Here is a 15,567-nt window from a genome sequence, read left to right as displayed (position 1 = left end):
TAATTCATCTTATATATCTTATAATTAGTAACTTATTATTTATTTGCATAGGCTTAATAATGTGATTTTTTGTGTGTGGTAACAGTTGGTTATATGATTTTTTTTCATTTTGCAGGCTGTTTGTAACGAGTAAGAAGATTTTCCATATCTTGAAAGGAAGTGATTTTAAAAACTTCATTTTCAATCTCAATATATCCATTAATGTTTTCATTCTTTTCTTTTTCAAACAATTCTTGTATCGGTACTTCCAATGCAGCAGCAATTTTTTCCAATACTGCAACAGATGGATTGCCATTAATATGGTTACTTAATCCAACACGATTAATCCCCATTTTATCCGCTAATGTTTGAACGGTCATACCTTTTTCTTTTATAACCTCTTTAATTCGTAGTGCCATAAGTATTCATTTTTATTATAAATACAAATATACGTTCATTATTGATATGTATATTGATAGATATACATAAAATAAGTTAATGTAGCTCTAAAAATATACGATTTTATTTGTATATGTATACCGAAAGCACTACATTTGCAGAGTGATAAGAAATCAATAGCACTACAATAATATGAAACGATACGATAAAAGACAAGTGATGAAGGACGCACATAGACTTTATAAAAACGATTTCCAACGCAAGGGGCGCACGTGGGCAGAGTGTCTAAGAGCAGCTTGGAGTTGGGAGCGGAATGCTGTTAAGACACGAGAAGAAAAGGCAGCAAGGCTTGATGCTATGATTGCTGCAAGTTGGGCAGCACACAACGCCCGTAAAAACGAAAAGCCTAACAAAAAAGAGTTTGAAGATTTGTCTTCTGATGCAGTTTCTTATGCTATGGGCTATGGTCGTGGCAATGGTTTCTATTGCGGTGATTGATTAAATAGAATATTAACTAATAAAACAATAAAGATATGCAAGCAATTATTTTAAGTTCCAATACTGCAATTAGAGCAGAAGTTATTACTCTCCGTACTAATGCACGTAAAATTGATGGGATTTCCAAAGCTGTTTTGGTTGAACAACTGAAAGAAAAATTGAAAAGTGGAAAAATTGTCAAATTCGCCTATTTGAAAAGTAATGGTGAAGTTCGTATTGCATTTGGCACAACCAATCACGATTTCGTAAAGGATAAGGTTTATGGGTGGGGCGCAAGTCGTGAAAATTATGCTACTACTGCTTATTTTGACTTGGAAAAATGCAGTTGGCGTTCCTTCCGATGGGAGAACCTAATAGCGGTATTTTAATATTCACTAATGCACAAAGTGAATATTGTATTGAATACCAATAAATTAAATAGCACTGTTGTTTTGAGGTACTGATATAATATTCACTTTAATTTGATAACTAACAAAATTGAACATTTATGAGCTTAAAATACAGTCAAACAACAAGTGACTATTTAGAATGGAAAGAAGCAATGAATTTAATTCGCACCCTATATCGGGATGGCAAATTTCAAATGTCTTTGTTCGTTTCAATCGGTTGTTTTTGGGGACTAAGAGTTTCCGATATATTGGCTTTACGTTGGAAGGAGATTTTGCATGTGGATGAATTTTGTATTATTGAGAAGAAAACGGGAAAAAGTAGAACCATACGGATTAACCCACAATTGAAAAGGCATATTTCGGACTGTTACCAACAAATTCACCCCATTGGTGTAGATGCTCCTATACTTGTCAGCCAAAAGGGAAGTGTATTCACTGTGCAGCGTATCAATGTGATTTTAAAGGAGATTAAAACAAAATATGATTTGTCAATTAAAAATTTCAGTTGTCACAGTTTACGTAAAACTTTTGGACGACAAGTTTATAATATGAATGGCGAGAATGCGGAACTTGCCTTAATAAAGTTGATGGAGTTATTCAATCACAGTTCTGTGGCTATTACCAAACGGTATTTGGGGCTTCGTACAGAAGAATTACTCCAAACCTATGATTGTTTGACCTTTTAGTATATATTTGTTCCCCAAACAGCTCACAGAACGTTGCCAAATTCGCTTTTAATGTATATATTTGCATTGTCGTTGGTTTGCAATGGCAGACATAGTATATAAGGAAGCGTTTGGCTTTATTCTGAATCAAGGAATCTCGACAATTCATTGTACAGTAGGAATAGAAAAACGTTCTCCCTTTGGCGTGTTATATATGTACCATAACATATAGTCGTCAAGGGTGGAGCTGTTTATTTATCTTCTGTACGGGCAGTCGAGAGCCTCTTGATGAGATAAACAAAACAGACTCCACTTCCTTTTTTTGTAACCCTCCCTTTTGAGTCTGTGGGAATATTTCTATTTCGTATGGCACTTATTGATTGTTCCAATTGTGGTGCGCAAATTTCCGATAAATCGGGAACTTGCATACATTGTGGTACGCCAATACCCCCTAAGAAAGTTATGAAACCTTGTCCTGAATGTTCTACAATGGTGGAAGAAAATGTTTATGAATGTCCTGAATGTGGTTATCCTATCAAAAAGAAACAAGAAGTTCTGCCTACAAAAACAAAAGCTACCGAGATTAGCGGTAATGAAGCTAAAGAAAAATCTTCTTTTCATATTTCAGGAAGTGTTATTGGCATTATCGTAGTTTCAATTATAGCTTTTTGCTTGTTGACTTGGATAAATAATTTAAGTTATGATGCGTCAGGAGAAGAGGGCTTAAATTGGTCTTTATCAGGAAGAATTATTGCGTCAATCAATATAGGTTTTCTTTTGGGAAGTGGTAAAATGTTAATAACCATGCTCACCGCTTCATTTGATTTTGGATGGTGGATATGTCATGACCACTCTTTGCTTTGGGGTATAGTGGCAGGAGTGATATTTTTTATTGTAATACTAATCCGATATGAATTTGATAAGGTGGAGGAAATGGAAGATGCAAGAATGATGCGTGAAGACCCGAATGGTTATAGAATACTTCAAGAGAAGAGGAAACAAACAAGAGAATTGGAAGAAATCAATAGAAAATTAAAACGGTGATTTATGGCTTTAATTAAATGTGAAGAATGCGGACACATGATGTCTGATGCAGCCCAACGATGTCCGAAATGCGGGTGTCCCGCTTCAATACATTTCATGGAAATTTATTATGAAGGGAGTTCTACTTTTAGAGTAAAAGGAACTATAAAACTGAAAATAAACGGAGAAGAAATTAATCATGGTGGTAATTTTAAAGATGGTTTATCAACAAAGATTCTTTTGAAAACAACTCCCGTTGTAATAGAATTGTCGACTTTTGGAAAATTACGAAAGGTTAATTTTACATTGGATGTTAATCCTGCTAAAAATAGTCGGCTTGAACTTAAATATGATGCTGTTATTGGATTTTTCACAGAAGCAGAATATATAGTAGAAGGTGGTGAAGTAGTTACAATAAAAGCTTCCAAAGGTGATAAAAGAAGGGTTTATCTTTTTTGTTTTATTTTTTTAGTGCTTTTTGTAGGCATACAAGTGTATTTTATAAACCGCAGGAGTCGAGAAAATACGGATGAATTTAATCGCCATTTCAACGAATTGATACAAAAACAAAAAGAGAAAGCAGAAAGTGAAGCTATGCCACTTTCGGAAGAACCTGATAATACAGTCAAGTCAAAATTAGAATTAACAGAAGCACATGTAAGAGAATGTTTTTTACGTCATTGGCAACATTATAAAGGGGATAGGGAGCTTATTCCATTGGAAGAATGCAGCGAAGGATATAAGGTTTTTATAAGTGATTTGAATGGTGATGGTATAAATGATGCAGTGGTGAATGCGTATGTTACTCCAAGTTCGGAGGAGATAGCTAATAACAAAACGGAAAACAAATCATATATTTTTTGTTTCGTGAATGATGGCGAGCATTGTAAACTTGCTGCTGCTACAAAATTATACGCTATGTTCTTTGTCGATAACATAAACAATGAAGAAATACATGCACATCGTATCGAATATATGAAAAGGGTAAATGATGGGCAAAGAACTGCTATAAAAGATAGCCATATTTTTAAATATGATGGTGATAAGTTGGTGGATTTGGGTGGAACTAAACGACTTGTTGATGACGAAGAAAATCCCTCAATAGAGCGAAGAAGCGAAAATGCAGGATTAATAGAAGGATATTTTTACCGTTATGAGGGTGATATGAAAGGTTTTCCCATAAAGGTGGATTTTGGAGTTTTGTCAAATGGCATGATAAATGGTGAATACCAAAATGTAAAGTATGGTACGGTGTTAGATTTGACGGGGCAATTAATATCCGATAAATCATTACAGTTGGTTGGTGAAAGCCAAAATGAGAAAATTGTCTTTGAACTTTCTTTTTCTTCTCCCGAACATTTAAAAGGATATGGGAAAATGGAAGGTAATTCATTAGAAATCAGATTGAAACTAATTTCAAGTGAGGTAATAAATGATAATCATTAATGAACATTTAAAAAGATAAGGCATGAAAAATATTTTAACTACACTCGTTTTAATAAGTATCAATATATGTGTATTCGCCCAAAAAACAAATAGCAGAGGTGAATATTTGGTGAAAAGCATACATTGGGTTAATGCTTTTACTCAAAAAGAGGTTGGCAACAAAGGGGATAAATGGTATCATTTCAAGTATGATGATGATGGAAACCTGATTGAAGTACGGAAAGAGTATTATCAGAATTTCAAATATAAAGCTGTGGAAACATTTACCATCATCAATAATCGGTATCAATTCATTTCTTATGTGAATGGTAAGCAAGTTCTCAACTCCAAATGTGAATTTACTTTTAACCAACAAGGATATATGACAAGGTTGTATATCTATGGATTAAATGGGGAACGTGTTACAACTGTTGGTACACTTACATATTATGATAGTGGGGAGTTGAAGAGTATTGACCTTATATCTGAGGAAAAAGGTGGTAATCGGTATAAAATCCATAATTACGAGGAATATACTTGGGAAAATGGCAATGTGGTAGGTTTTCGCTATACTAATGATGATGGTTATACACAAGATTTTAAAACCCATTATACTGATAAAAAAGATAATACCAACATTAATTTGGTATCACTAACAAAACATACTGCCCACCCATACAATGCGCATATATTGTTTGCGACTGAGTGGTGTGGTAAGAAGCCTAAAAACTTGGTTTTAAAAGAAAGTGGCAGTAATTCTTTCGATTACATTTATGAAGGTAATCTATTGAAGAAAATCAATAAAAAGAATAGTTCTTACTCCAAAGGATATTACTTGATTGAATATGTGTATTGACAAAATGTAATACAAGATGTAGTACAAAATGTACCCACAACAATAGATAATATAAACAGTATAAATAATATATAACTTTTAAATTAATATTATATGATTAAGAAACTGCTTTTTACATTGCTCTTTGGAATGCTTGTACTTCCATTGGCAAATGCACAAACTTCGTCCATGAAGATTGAAACGTACAAGATTGATAATGTCAGCACAAGAGGACTCAACGAATACAAAAGGGGATGAAGAATTTGACCTTGGTGATGGACCTGGATGGGGAAATACATTAATTTTTGCAGGTGAATATTATCCACATAGGTCTATTATTCAAAGAATAAAAGAATGTTGGAATCCTGACCCAAATAGTGAATTTTGGAATGAATATGGGCTTGAACCTGATTATGAAATTTGGAAGAAAACAATAGATAACATCATAATACAAGATAAACAGAATCCCGAAGATGGTACTTGGCATCATACATACCTGACAGCAGAGGACTTCAAATTCATGCGTGACAGCCTTCCAAACTTGAATGATGTTAGAATGTATGGTAATGCTGAAATTCGAGGTTATAAAGGAGAAAATGGTACTTTAAACGGCTATCATGAATATCCTGATGGTGAGATACCACCTTATGCCTTTGATAAAAGTTATAACAACAAGAAATTAAATAAAAAACCGCAATATAAGTCAATCATCTTACCGAAGAATATAACTTCAATAGGTGAGTATGCTCTTGCGAATATCATTGACCTTTACTTGGATTCAGAAGAACAATGGAATGAATCGTTTTATAATGATAGTGGAAATCCTGATAAACCAAATGCAAAACGTTTTTGGAACGACTTATTCGATGGTTATATCTATCTCTCCAACTTGAAGAACCTTAAAACGATTAAGGATAATGCGTTTGCTAATACCATATCAACAAGAATTTATCTTCCTGAAAATCTTGAATCCATTGGCGAGAATGCTTTCAATTCTGACATCATCAAGGACAGAGCAATAAACACCAATCTTGACAGCATCATTGTAACATCACCTAAACCACCAATAATTAAAGAAAATTCATTTGGTGATAAGTTTAAAAATAGTATAGTCTATCTTACTGATAAGGGTCTATACAATAAGTATAAAATGGATGATAATTGGGGGTTATCCAAGAACCTGACATACTTTGGTTATGTGTCACCCAATCCCATTGACATTCGTTTGGATAAAGGAAAGTTAATCATCAATATAAAGGATGATGCAACAGAAACGGGAGTTGTTTCATGCTTCCAAGACGGAAGAAAGGTCAGTGATATAGAACTGAATACGGGAAACAACATTGTGAACCTGAATCCCAAGATGGAATATAAGATTTCAGTGGAAGCGGAAGAGTTTAATTTAAAACCATATAAAGTAAATACTAAAAGATAGAATATTATTATGAAGAAGATACTTTTACTGACTACATTGTTTGCAACGCTTTTTACGGCTTGTAGCGAAGAGGAAAATACACCTGAAATACCTGAATACATTATACCTGAAAATGATATAAATTCAGTGAAAGAACGCATTAGCTTGGAAGATAATCAGGAGTTGGTTACTTATAGCATAATAAGTAAGGATAGCATTTGGGGGTTATCAAAAGATATAACTATAAATTAGTATGAACTTTATAGAAAAAATATGTGGGATTTCCACTAATAATAAACAACCGTTGGTTTTACTTGACGAAATGACAGTTAAGAATCTATGGAACTATTTACAACATGGATTTGTGCTGATAGGAATTCGTGAAAGTAATTGTATGCAGAAGGAGTTAATAAAAAAACTTCAAGCGGATATTATAAAAAATGATTTTCGCTATTGCCCAATATTCGGATGTTGCGTGAATGGCAATGGAAGCGTATATTATTTGTCTGCCTTTGTTGTCGCTAATTTAAACAAGGCTAAAGAACCATGTGATTTTACAGCTTTAAGATTGTTTGCCGATGAAATTTCGGTTAAATATAGGCAAGTATCTATCTGTGAAAATTCTTCATGTACTTCCATAATTTCTTTGATTGATGCTTTCTTTGAAGATTGGCTAAAAGGGAATGGTTTATCTTGCTTATATAAAGGTTGTTATCTCAATCCTTCACCGATGTCTTATTCTGAACGGTACATACGTGATATGAAAAAGAACGAGATATTTATTAATATATGACAATGGGTAAAATTGACTTATTCAAAGTTATATATACTGATTCTTTAAATATTAAGAGGTATAGCGATACTTCATTTTATTCATCATTTTTAAAAGAGTAGTCTATTGGGATTACTCTTTTTTTGTATTTTAGTGGCAAATTATAAAAACGAGGAAACAATGGATATAGATGCAAGGGATATTGTTAAGATAACAGACAATATCAAAGAGAATTATGACAGAAGTATCTCGAATGCTCAAAAAATTAATTTAGATGAAATTCTTGTTAAATATTACGATTGGTGGCGTTGCAGACAATTTTTAAGGAATATATTGTACTTTGAGACGACTCCGCAATTATATAGTTATCTTATTGGATATGCTACTTATGGGGAACAAGAATTATATCAGTTTCCTTGCATGAAATATCTATTACGGATTATAAATGACTTATTAATCCAATTTGAACAATTAGAGGAGAACGGGTATTTGGCTTTTATTTATGAATGTAAAGAATACTCTTTGAAAATTACAACTTGGCGTTTCTTATTTGTTAAAGACACATTAGAAGATTTTTTGGAAAATCCCAATAAATTAGAATATATTTCTGAGAAATATGAAGAAACGGCTTACGATGAATATGTGGAATATCTATATCAAAAAAAAGAAACTCCCAACGAACAAGTAGATGCAGAAGCAATGTTATCATCTAACAGTAAACAAGTAAATGGCACTTCTAATAAGAATAGAACCGCTGTGTTGTATTATATGTTACGTAGTAAACTTGACTTAGAAACAATTATAAAGATTGCAAATTATGTAACAAATAAAGACTATGACATAACCAATAAAGCGAATAATTCTGCTTATAAATACATTCATAAGCCTGAATTATTTAGAGAAAAAAATGAAAATATTTCATACATAGTACAAGCATTAAAAAAGTACGGTTTTGAAGTACCAAAAGAATTGGAGTAAACTTATATAAAAAAATAGAATTGCTTATTGGATTTTTGGTTTGGATTTTGGATTGGATAACAAGTGTTGGATTTTAGTTGCCAAATTCCATTTCTTCTTTTTACATTTGCATCATTAATCAGAAAGGAATGAGCACTCTTTCTGATTGATGAGTTACCTTTCCTAAGGGTGATTATGGAACGTTTAGGATGCCTACTGCTCAAAAGGTAGTTCCATTAAATAAAAAAGATTTAAATACTTGATAATATATTGTTTGTAGATAAAGGCAGCAAACAATTATATAGTAACAGCCAATGTCAATAAATGATTTTGGAAGTAGAAACTATGCCTTCTAATATTTAAAAAAGAAGAAAATGGAAAAAAATAATATTGAAACAAGAGTTCAGACATATTTAACTGCAAATGAAGCTATGGAAAAAGCCTTGAAACTTCCACCAACAAAGGCATTATATAAGACATTTTGGTACGAAAATGAACTATGTATATTCTTTGCAGAATCCAATGTTGGTAAGAGTTTATATGCCATGCAAATGGCTGAGGATATAGCACAAGAACGTAAAGTAATGTATTTAGATTATGAATTGTCTTTGAGCCAATTTCGTTCACGTTATACGAATGATAAAACGGGAGTACCTTATAAATTCTCTGACAATCTTTATCGCCCAAGTTTAAGAATTGAACAAGTCTGTACGGATAATGAAGTAGAGGCGTATTTATTTCAAAAGATAGAAGAAGGGGTGAAAATGGGAGTAAAAACATATATTGTGGATAACATTACCTATTTGTGTGGAAAACTTGACCAAGGTATGGAAGCCACTCGAATTATGAAACGGCTATCAGCGATGAAGCATACATACGGACTGAGTTTACTTGTAATTGCCCATACCAAGAAGCGAAACTCAAAGAAGGAAATTGTGGCTGATGATTTGGCAGGGAGTAAAAGGTTGATGAACTTCTGCGATAGTAGTTTTGCGATGGGACGTTCTCAAATGGATGAAAAGACGATTTACTTGAAACAGATAAAAGTGAGACAAGGCGAAAATCAACATGGACGAGATAATGTAATCTTATATAGAATAGTCAAGGAAGATAATTTTCCGCAATTTGTGGAAGAGGGTTGTTCGGCAGAAGAAAAGTTATTGAAACCGTCCAAGTCTGAGGATAAAAATATACTAAAGGCAAAAGTAAAGATACTCCATGAAGAAGGTTTGAGCAATAGGCGATTGCCAAAGAGTTGGGTGTGGCAGAAGGTACGGTTAGAAATTGGCTTAAAGAATTGAAAGAGGTTGCCAATGTTTCCACAGAATCATCCCCGATAATACAAGAAGAATCGGAAGCCGAATATGTAGAGTATGAAGAAGTGGCATAAGGGTGCGTAAAATGAATGCGCAAAAAGTGCGTAATTGCGACTGCGTAAATAAAGTGCGTAATATGTTTGCTCAAAAGTTTATTCACGCTTATCTTTGTAGCGTCTCCCTTGATGTTTTGTTATGGAATGCTAGAGGGGGAGATTGTTTGATTAAAATAATATAAATCGTATGTTTATGGCTGATTGTCGATATTGTGGTCTATTTTACGTATTCGGGCATGAAATGGCGTTTTGCAGCGTTTCAGTGCCAAATAGGTTTTCCAAAAACTACATCTTCTTATGTAATTAGCTGATATTCATACTTCAAATTCTTCTTTAACGAAGAGGAATATTAGTCTAAAATTAGCACTGGATATATAAATACCCGATAATGATCAAAGGTTATCGGGTATTTTTATATGAGAAGACTGACTTAGAATATAGCATCTGCCAAATGAAGCCTACGGATATCCGATTCGTACTGTAGTTCTCTTGTCCCAGTACTCTGGCACGTGAGGTGAAATTGTATGAACGTCCTACGTAAGTTACGAAAAAATGGAGATTAGTTTCCATTGGATAAAACTCAATCCCTGCGAGATACCCCCAAGAGGTGCGATAATTTCCTTTTTCTATATTTTCACCGGCTTTTCTGACGGAAGCAGTTTCATACATCCCTTTTACAAAAGCATTCCATTTAGGGAGAAAACGGTAATTGCATTTGGCTACTACAGAGAGATAATCAGTATTAAATGTATTATGACCGTTTGGACGACCGATAATATTTGTGATTATTCCGGTGCGGTCAATTGCTTCTTGTGAATACATGAAATCGACAAACGCATTCCATTTCCCAAGATTCAATTCATTACCTATGGCATAATAATAGAGGTTCTTGCTACTAGCTTCATTCAAAAGAGAAGCTGACCAACGGGTTTTGAATACGTTGTTGAAATTACCATTCCAGTTTAATGTATAAACTAACGGCATTTTCCCCGATTTTAAATCGGGAAGCTTACCTTCAGAATCTTCTGTGATACCATAAGTCTTCTCAAAACTGTTATTACGGCTGTTTAATATTTGGAGGTTTAATTGCTGATCTGAAGTAATATTATATCCGACATTCAATCCAGTCATAAAGTTGCTCATATTCTCAATCATGTCGCAGTATTCATAGACATCTATGGGATTTAAATCAAATTCGAAACCTCCGTATGCCGTACATTGCTTTCCTGCAAAAAGGCTGAACTGATCGTTTAATTTGATATTAATCCCAGCCCAGTCAATAGAAGTCGGTAGATTGTCTATCATGCCGTTAGCATCGTTCGAACGGTTAAGCCGTTGGCGATAGCGGTAAGAAAGCCAGTTATTGATGTTTCCTTTTGCTTCTATACGAAGCTGATGCATGTTGAAATCCCCTTCTTGAAACCCATTTCTGAAATGTGCATCAAAACTACCCTGCATATTAAGGAAAAGATTGAATTTATCTGTTTTCTTTTTCACATCTGTCAGTTCCTCAAACAACGGAGTGTTGGGTGAGAACTTTTCCTTTTTTTCAGTATTTTGGGCGTATACTCCCTGTATGCTACCCGCAAGGAGTAGCATAAGCACTAGTCTTTTCATAAGTTGGCTCGGTTTTTAGTATTCGTTAAAATATTCCTGAATTTGTTTCCAATCCATGGTTTTGGTTAGTGCAAGCATTAGCAAAACGCGTGATTTTTGTGGGTTCAATTCCAGGGAAGCCACAAACTGATATTGGGCATCATCTACTTCAGCATCGAGAGTAGTAGGACCCGTTGGTACACGAGAAGAACGGACTACTAGGATACCTTTTTTACGTGCATCTATCAGTAGTGGGAAAATGTTTTTATGGATATTACCGTTTCCTACTCCTGCATGGATAATTCCTTTGTATCCATTATTGAGTAGAGGGGCTACCATATCTGCTTCAATATTGGAATAACTGTATACAATGCCAACTTTAGGTAGTGAAGTCAGGTGAGTTACATCAAATACAGAGTGGGTAGTATGTTTTTTGAGGGTAATTTGGTTATAAGTAACTTTTCCGTTCAGGACATAACCTAGTGCACCGGAATTAGGAGCTTGGAAGGTTTGTACATCTACTGTATTCATCTTTACTACACTTTCTGCTCCCAGGATAAGACCATTCATAGCAACCAATACACCTTTTCCATTGGATTCTTTAGCAGCCGCAGTAACTACAGCATTATAAAGGTTTAGCGGACCATCGGCACTAAGTGCTGTTGAAGGACGCATGGCACCTACTATTACTACCGGTTTGTCACTTTTGACTGTCAGGTTCAGAAAGTAAGCGGTTTCTTCCATTGTATCTGTTCCGTGAGTGATAACGATACCGTCGATATCCGCTCTTTTCAATAGCTCATTGATCTTTTTAGCCAAAGTTAGCCATACTTCATCATTCATATCCTGTGAACCGATTTTTACGATTTGCTCGCCAGTTACATTAGCAATGTTCTTAACCTCGGGTACTGCCTCGAGCAATGTACTGATAGCTACTTGCCCGGCAGTGTAATTGGTTCCTGTTGCCGAACTTCCTGTTCCAGCAATTGTTCCTCCGGTGGCAAGAATATGGATATTCGGTTTTTGGGCAAATGCCATTGTTACGGAAAATAGTAGTGTGACTACTATCAGACCTAGTTTCTGGAATTGTTTCATAACTTAATAATGATGTTTAGGTTAATTATATTATTAAAATACTTGTATAAAAAGTAGTCCCAAACCAATTGCTACGATGGTAGATACCAGTCCGGGCATCATAAAGGAATGATTCAACACATACTTACCGATTTTTGTTGTCCCTGTCCGGTCAAAATTGATGGCAGCTACTACAGTCGGATAGTTAGGTATAAAGAAATAACCATTTACGGCGGGGAATAGTGCTATCAGCATATAAGGAGAAATTCCGAGTGCAATGCCTAGTGGCATCAATGCGCGGACTGTAGCAGCTTGGCTATATAATAGGATTGACATGACAAATAATGCAATACCGAATAACCAAGGCATTTGACGTACAATACCTTCAATGGATAAAGTAAGTTGTGCCATATTACCTTGCAGGAAAGTGTCACCCATCCAGGCAATACCGAAAATAGCAATAACAGCTTGCATTCCAGCAGGAAATACGGAACCTTGTGTTGCTTTGATCCCGTCTGTCTTGGTCACTATAAGAATAATCGCAGCAGCGGACAACATCACAATCTCAATGATAGCAGACATTCCTAGAGTTACGGTTTCTCCATCAATGAGGAAACTGGGACGCATCCCCTCAAATGAACCGAAAAAAACTATGAAAACAGTTGCAAGTATAAAGATGAGAACGGACAACATGGCAGAACGTTTGTTCTTGACATCCTTTATTTCAATCTTTTTATCATTAAACAATCCATCTTTTAAGCGTTTCAGATATTCAGGATCGTCTACTAATTCTTTACCCACTCTCATGGAAAACAGCGCACCGACCAATACCCCGACAATAGTGGCAGGAATTGTAATTTTAAGGATATCAAATAAAGTGATATCAAATCCCGCCAATAAACCAAGCAAAGCAACTGTTGCAGCAGAAATGGGACTTGCTGTAATAGCTTGTTGCGAAGCAATTACAGCAATGCCAAGCGGACGTTCCGGTCGTATCTTTGTTTCTGTAGCAACTTCGGCAATCACTGGTAAAACAGAGTAAGCAACGTGCCCGGTTCCGGCGACAAAGGTGAATAGATAAGTTACCAGCGGACTAAGCAATGTGACATGTGACGGATTTTTTCGAAGCAAATGTTCTGCGAGTTTTACCATGTAGTCGAGTCCTCCCGCAGCTTGCATACAAGAAGCAGCTGAAATGACAGCTGCAATCATTAACATGACATCAATGGGCGGGGCAGTTGGCTGCAAACCGAAAACGAATGTTAGAATTCCCAGACCTACACCTCCCATCACACCAAGTCCTATACCTCCCAGGCGTGCACCGATAATAATAGCTGTCAGAACAAAAGCTAATTGTAATATCATAAACTGTTATTTTAAGTTTAAAGCAAATATAACTAATTCCTTTTTAATTTTCTATCCGTTTGGAATTAACAACAAAAAAAGTTATTGAATAGTTTTTGCATATTTATTAAAACAATAACATCTTTGATTGGTTATTATATCAACTAACGAAAAAGTTATAGCTATAAAACAACCGATATGGAACAAAAATTATCTAAGAAAACTCGTATGGAAAGCGACTTGATAGGTAGTCGTGAAGTGCCGGAAAATGCATTGTATGGAGTACAAACACTTCGAGGAATTGAGAATTTCCGAATTAGCAAATTTCATTTGAGTGAATACCCTTTATTCATTCAGGCTTTGGCAATCACCAAGATGGGAGCTGCCATCGCTAATCGTGAATTAGATTTATTGACGGAAGAACAAACGGATGCTATTTTGAAAGCTTGCAAAGAAATATTGGAAGGAAAACATCACGAACAATTTCCCGTTGATATGATTCAAGGCGGAGCGGGAACAACAACGAACATGAATGCTAATGAAGTGATAGCCAATCGTGCTTTGGAATTGATGGGACATCAACGTGGTGAATATCAGTATTGTTCCCCCAACGACCATGTGAACCGTTCACAATCGACTAATGATGCTTATCCTACCGCTATTCACATTGGATTGTATTATACTCATCTTAAGTTACTGAAACATTTTGGTATCTTGATTGAGTCTTTCCGAAAAAAAGGAAAAGCATTTGCCCATATTATAAAAATGGGACGCACTCAGTTAGAAGATGCTGTTCCAATGACTCTTGGACAAACATTTAATGGTTTTGCAAGTATTCTGGAAGATGAAGTGAAGAATTTGGATTTTGCTGCACAGGACTTTTTGACGGTCAATATGGGTGCCACAGCGATCGGAACCGGAATTACTGCCGAACCGGAATATGCTGAAAAGTGTATTGATGCTTTGCGTAAAATTACCGGTCTGGATATTAAACTAGCTACTGATTTAATTGGTGCTACTTCGGATACTTCTTGTATGGTCGGTTATTCTTCTGCGATGAGGCGGGTAGCTGTGAAGATGAATAAGATATGTAATGATCTTCGTTTACTGGCATCCGGTCCCCGTTGCGGATTGGGAGAAATTAATCTGCCTGCCATGCAACCGGGATCTTCTATTATGCCTGGAAAAGTGAACCCGGTAATTCCTGAAGTAATGAATCAGATTTCTTATAAAGTCATTGGAAATGATCTTTGTGTGACTATGAGCGGTGAAGCCGCACAAATGGAACTCAATGCTATGGAGCCGGTAATGGCACAATGCTGTTTCGAATCTGCGGACTTGTTGATGAATGGTTTCGATACGTTGCGGACATTATGCATTGATGGTATCACTGCAAATGAGGAAACTTGTAAGCGTGATGTACACAATAGTATCGGCGTAGTAACGGCATTGAACCCAATCATTGGATATAAGAATTCGACGAAGATAGCAAAAGAAGCCTTGGAGACAGGGAAAGGGGTCTACGAACTTGTCTTGGAACACAATATACTTTCTAAGAAAGATCTGGATACCATTCTCAAACCGGAAAATATGATTAAACCGGTGAAGTTGGATATTCATCTGAACTATGAATAAATAGTAAGTGGCCACATAATCAATCGGAAAAGATTCGCTGGAGAAATTGATGTTATATCGACTCCGGCGATTTTTTTGTTACTTTTGATTCACCTGGGAATAATTGCCAATTCATTCGGTGAAATGGTCATTGATTGTTTCTCCGAAAAGGGAGAACTTTGCATCATTAATAGGAATCACTTTTAAAAAG

17 protein-coding genes are annotated in these 15,567 nt (G+C 35.3%); 13 read left to right on the top strand and 4 right to left on the bottom strand.

All coding sequences use genetic code 11. The annotated features are described in order from the left end of the window. Nucleotides 1-104: 104 nt before the first annotated feature. A complete protein-coding gene (locus tag JCM17102_RS01065; protein ID WP_025073638.1) occupies nt 105-398 on the bottom strand; it encodes a helix-turn-helix domain-containing protein in 294 nt (97 codons plus the stop codon). Between the two features lie 172 nt (nt 399-570). Between JCM17102_RS01065 and JCM17102_RS01060 the strand changes: the two genes are divergently transcribed. The 12 genes from JCM17102_RS01060 (at nt 571) to JCM17102_RS25635 (ending at nt 9,657) form a co-directional block, all read left to right on the top strand. Further along, nucleotides 571-876, top strand: coding sequence for a hypothetical protein (locus tag JCM17102_RS01060; protein ID WP_025073637.1), 306 nt, complete (start codon nt 571-573; stop codon nt 874-876). Between the two features lie 35 nt (nt 877-911). After that, the gene (locus JCM17102_RS01055) at nt 912-1,244 is read left to right on the top strand and encodes an SH3 beta-barrel fold-containing protein (protein ID WP_025073636.1); all 333 of its coding nucleotides are present in this window, start codon (nt 912-914) and stop codon (nt 1,242-1,244) included. A 119-nt stretch (nt 1,245-1,363) separates the two neighbouring features. Next, complete coding sequence (locus JCM17102_RS01050) at nt 1,364-1,951, top strand: tyrosine-type recombinase/integrase (RefSeq protein ID WP_025073635.1); 588 nt, start codon at nt 1,364-1,366, stop codon at nt 1,949-1,951. Nucleotides 1,952-2,296: 345 nt separating this feature from the next. After that, nucleotides 2,297-2,974, top strand: coding sequence for a zinc ribbon domain-containing protein (locus tag JCM17102_RS01045; protein WP_073349128.1), 678 nt, complete (start codon nt 2,297-2,299; stop codon nt 2,972-2,974). A gap of 3 nt (nt 2,975-2,977) precedes the next feature. Then, the gene (locus JCM17102_RS31105; protein WP_245798449.1) at nt 2,978-4,399 is read left to right on the top strand and encodes an FmdB family zinc ribbon protein; all 1,422 of its coding nucleotides are present in this window, start codon (nt 2,978-2,980) and stop codon (nt 4,397-4,399) included. A 22-nt stretch (nt 4,400-4,421) separates the two neighbouring features. Further along, nucleotides 4,422-5,234, top strand: a complete 813-nt coding sequence (locus JCM17102_RS01035) for a hypothetical protein (protein ID WP_025073632.1) — start codon at nt 4,422-4,424, stop codon at nt 5,232-5,234. A 93-nt stretch (nt 5,235-5,327) separates the two neighbouring features. After that, nucleotides 5,328-5,471, top strand: coding sequence for a hypothetical protein (locus JCM17102_RS30575; RefSeq protein ID WP_159106299.1), 144 nt, complete (start codon nt 5,328-5,330; stop codon nt 5,469-5,471). After that, the gene (locus tag JCM17102_RS01030) at nt 5,431-6,648 is read left to right on the top strand and encodes a leucine-rich repeat protein (protein WP_025073631.1); all 1,218 of its coding nucleotides are present in this window, start codon (nt 5,431-5,433) and stop codon (nt 6,646-6,648) included. Before JCM17102_RS30575 ends, JCM17102_RS01030 begins: the two co-directional genes overlap by 41 nt. Nucleotides 6,649-6,657: 9 nt before the next feature. After that, complete coding sequence (locus tag JCM17102_RS01025) at nt 6,658-6,879, top strand: hypothetical protein (protein WP_016275721.1); 222 nt, start codon at nt 6,658-6,660, stop codon at nt 6,877-6,879. Nucleotide 6,880: 1 nt separating this feature from the next. Continuing rightward, complete coding sequence (locus JCM17102_RS01020) at nt 6,881-7,420, top strand: hypothetical protein (protein WP_025073630.1); 540 nt, start codon at nt 6,881-6,883, stop codon at nt 7,418-7,420. Nucleotides 7,421-7,579: 159 nt separating this feature from the next. After that, nucleotides 7,580-8,377, top strand: a complete 798-nt coding sequence (locus JCM17102_RS01015; RefSeq protein WP_025073629.1) for a hypothetical protein — start codon at nt 7,580-7,582, stop codon at nt 8,375-8,377. 353 nt (nt 8,378-8,730) lie between these two features. Then, nucleotides 8,731-9,657, top strand: a complete 927-nt coding sequence (locus JCM17102_RS25635) for an AAA family ATPase (protein WP_051572665.1) — start codon at nt 8,731-8,733, stop codon at nt 9,655-9,657. A gap of 470 nt (nt 9,658-10,127) precedes the next feature. On the opposite strand, the gene JCM17102_RS01005 is transcribed toward JCM17102_RS25635, so the two are convergent. From JCM17102_RS01005 to JCM17102_RS00995, 3 genes are read right to left on the bottom strand one after another with little or no spacing between them, the layout of a single operon-like run. Further along, entirely contained in the window at nt 10,128-11,345 is a 1,218-nt protein-coding gene (locus tag JCM17102_RS01005) for a porin (RefSeq protein WP_025073628.1), read from the bottom strand. Nucleotides 11,346-11,360: 15 nt separating this feature from the next. Next, nucleotides 11,361-12,419 (bottom strand): L-asparaginase 2, encoded by a 1,059-nt coding sequence (gene ansB, locus JCM17102_RS01000; protein ID WP_025073627.1) that lies wholly within the window; start codon nt 12,417-12,419, stop codon nt 11,361-11,363. A gap of 33 nt (nt 12,420-12,452) precedes the next feature. Then, nucleotides 12,453-13,763: an anaerobic C4-dicarboxylate transporter family protein gene (locus JCM17102_RS00995; protein ID WP_025073626.1), complete on the bottom strand. Its 1,311-nt coding sequence runs from the start codon at nt 13,761-13,763 to the stop codon at nt 12,453-12,455. Nucleotides 13,764-13,940: 177 nt separating this feature from the next. On the opposite strand from JCM17102_RS00995, the gene JCM17102_RS00990 reads away from it, so the two are divergent. Then, nucleotides 13,941-15,377, top strand: a complete 1,437-nt coding sequence (locus JCM17102_RS00990; protein WP_025073625.1) for an aspartate ammonia-lyase — start codon at nt 13,941-13,943, stop codon at nt 15,375-15,377. Nucleotides 15,378-15,567 lie beyond the last annotated feature (190 nt).

Source organism: Bacteroides faecichinchillae JCM 17102, assembly GCF_000614145.1.
GTDB classification, from domain to species: Bacteria; Bacteroidota; Bacteroidia; order Bacteroidales; family Bacteroidaceae; genus Bacteroides; species Bacteroides faecichinchillae.
This window is presented reverse-complemented; position numbering and strand designations above follow the sequence as displayed.

Coding starts and splice junctions, on each gene's coding strand:
- JCM17102_RS00995 (WP_025073626.1), bottom strand. CDS start 13,763: ATGATATTACAATTAGCTTTTGTTCTGACAGCTATTATTATCGGTGCA.
- JCM17102_RS01005 (WP_025073628.1), bottom strand. CDS start 11,345: ATGAAAAGACTAGTGCTTATGCTACTCCTTGCGGGTAGCATACAGGGA.
- JCM17102_RS01055 (WP_025073636.1), top strand. CDS start 912: ATGCAAGCAATTATTTTAAGTTCCAATACTGCAATTAGAGCAGAAGTT.
- JCM17102_RS01065 (WP_025073638.1), bottom strand. CDS start 398: ATGGCACTACGAATTAAAGAGGTTATAAAAGAAAAAGGTATGACCGTT.
- JCM17102_RS01045 (WP_073349128.1), top strand. CDS start 2,297: ATGGCACTTATTGATTGTTCCAATTGTGGTGCGCAAATTTCCGATAAA.
- JCM17102_RS01015 (WP_025073629.1), top strand. CDS start 7,580: ATGGATATAGATGCAAGGGATATTGTTAAGATAACAGACAATATCAAA.
- JCM17102_RS25635 (WP_051572665.1), top strand. CDS start 8,731: ATGGAAAAAAATAATATTGAAACAAGAGTTCAGACATATTTAACTGCA.
- JCM17102_RS31105 (WP_245798449.1), top strand. CDS start 2,978: ATGGCTTTAATTAAATGTGAAGAATGCGGACACATGATGTCTGATGCA.
- JCM17102_RS01020 (WP_025073630.1), top strand. CDS start 6,881: ATGAACTTTATAGAAAAAATATGTGGGATTTCCACTAATAATAAACAA.
- JCM17102_RS01060 (WP_025073637.1), top strand. CDS start 571: ATGAAACGATACGATAAAAGACAAGTGATGAAGGACGCACATAGACTT.
- JCM17102_RS01030 (WP_025073631.1), top strand. CDS start 5,431: ATGTCAGCACAAGAGGACTCAACGAATACAAAAGGGGATGAAGAATTT.
- JCM17102_RS00990 (WP_025073625.1), top strand. CDS start 13,941: ATGGAACAAAAATTATCTAAGAAAACTCGTATGGAAAGCGACTTGATA.
- JCM17102_RS01035 (WP_025073632.1), top strand. CDS start 4,422: ATGAAAAATATTTTAACTACACTCGTTTTAATAAGTATCAATATATGT.
- ansB (WP_025073627.1), bottom strand. CDS start 12,419: ATGAAACAATTCCAGAAACTAGGTCTGATAGTAGTCACACTACTATTT.
- JCM17102_RS01025 (WP_016275721.1), top strand. CDS start 6,658: ATGAAGAAGATACTTTTACTGACTACATTGTTTGCAACGCTTTTTACG.
- JCM17102_RS30575 (WP_159106299.1), top strand. CDS start 5,328: ATGATTAAGAAACTGCTTTTTACATTGCTCTTTGGAATGCTTGTACTT.
- JCM17102_RS01050 (WP_025073635.1), top strand. CDS start 1,364: ATGAGCTTAAAATACAGTCAAACAACAAGTGACTATTTAGAATGGAAA.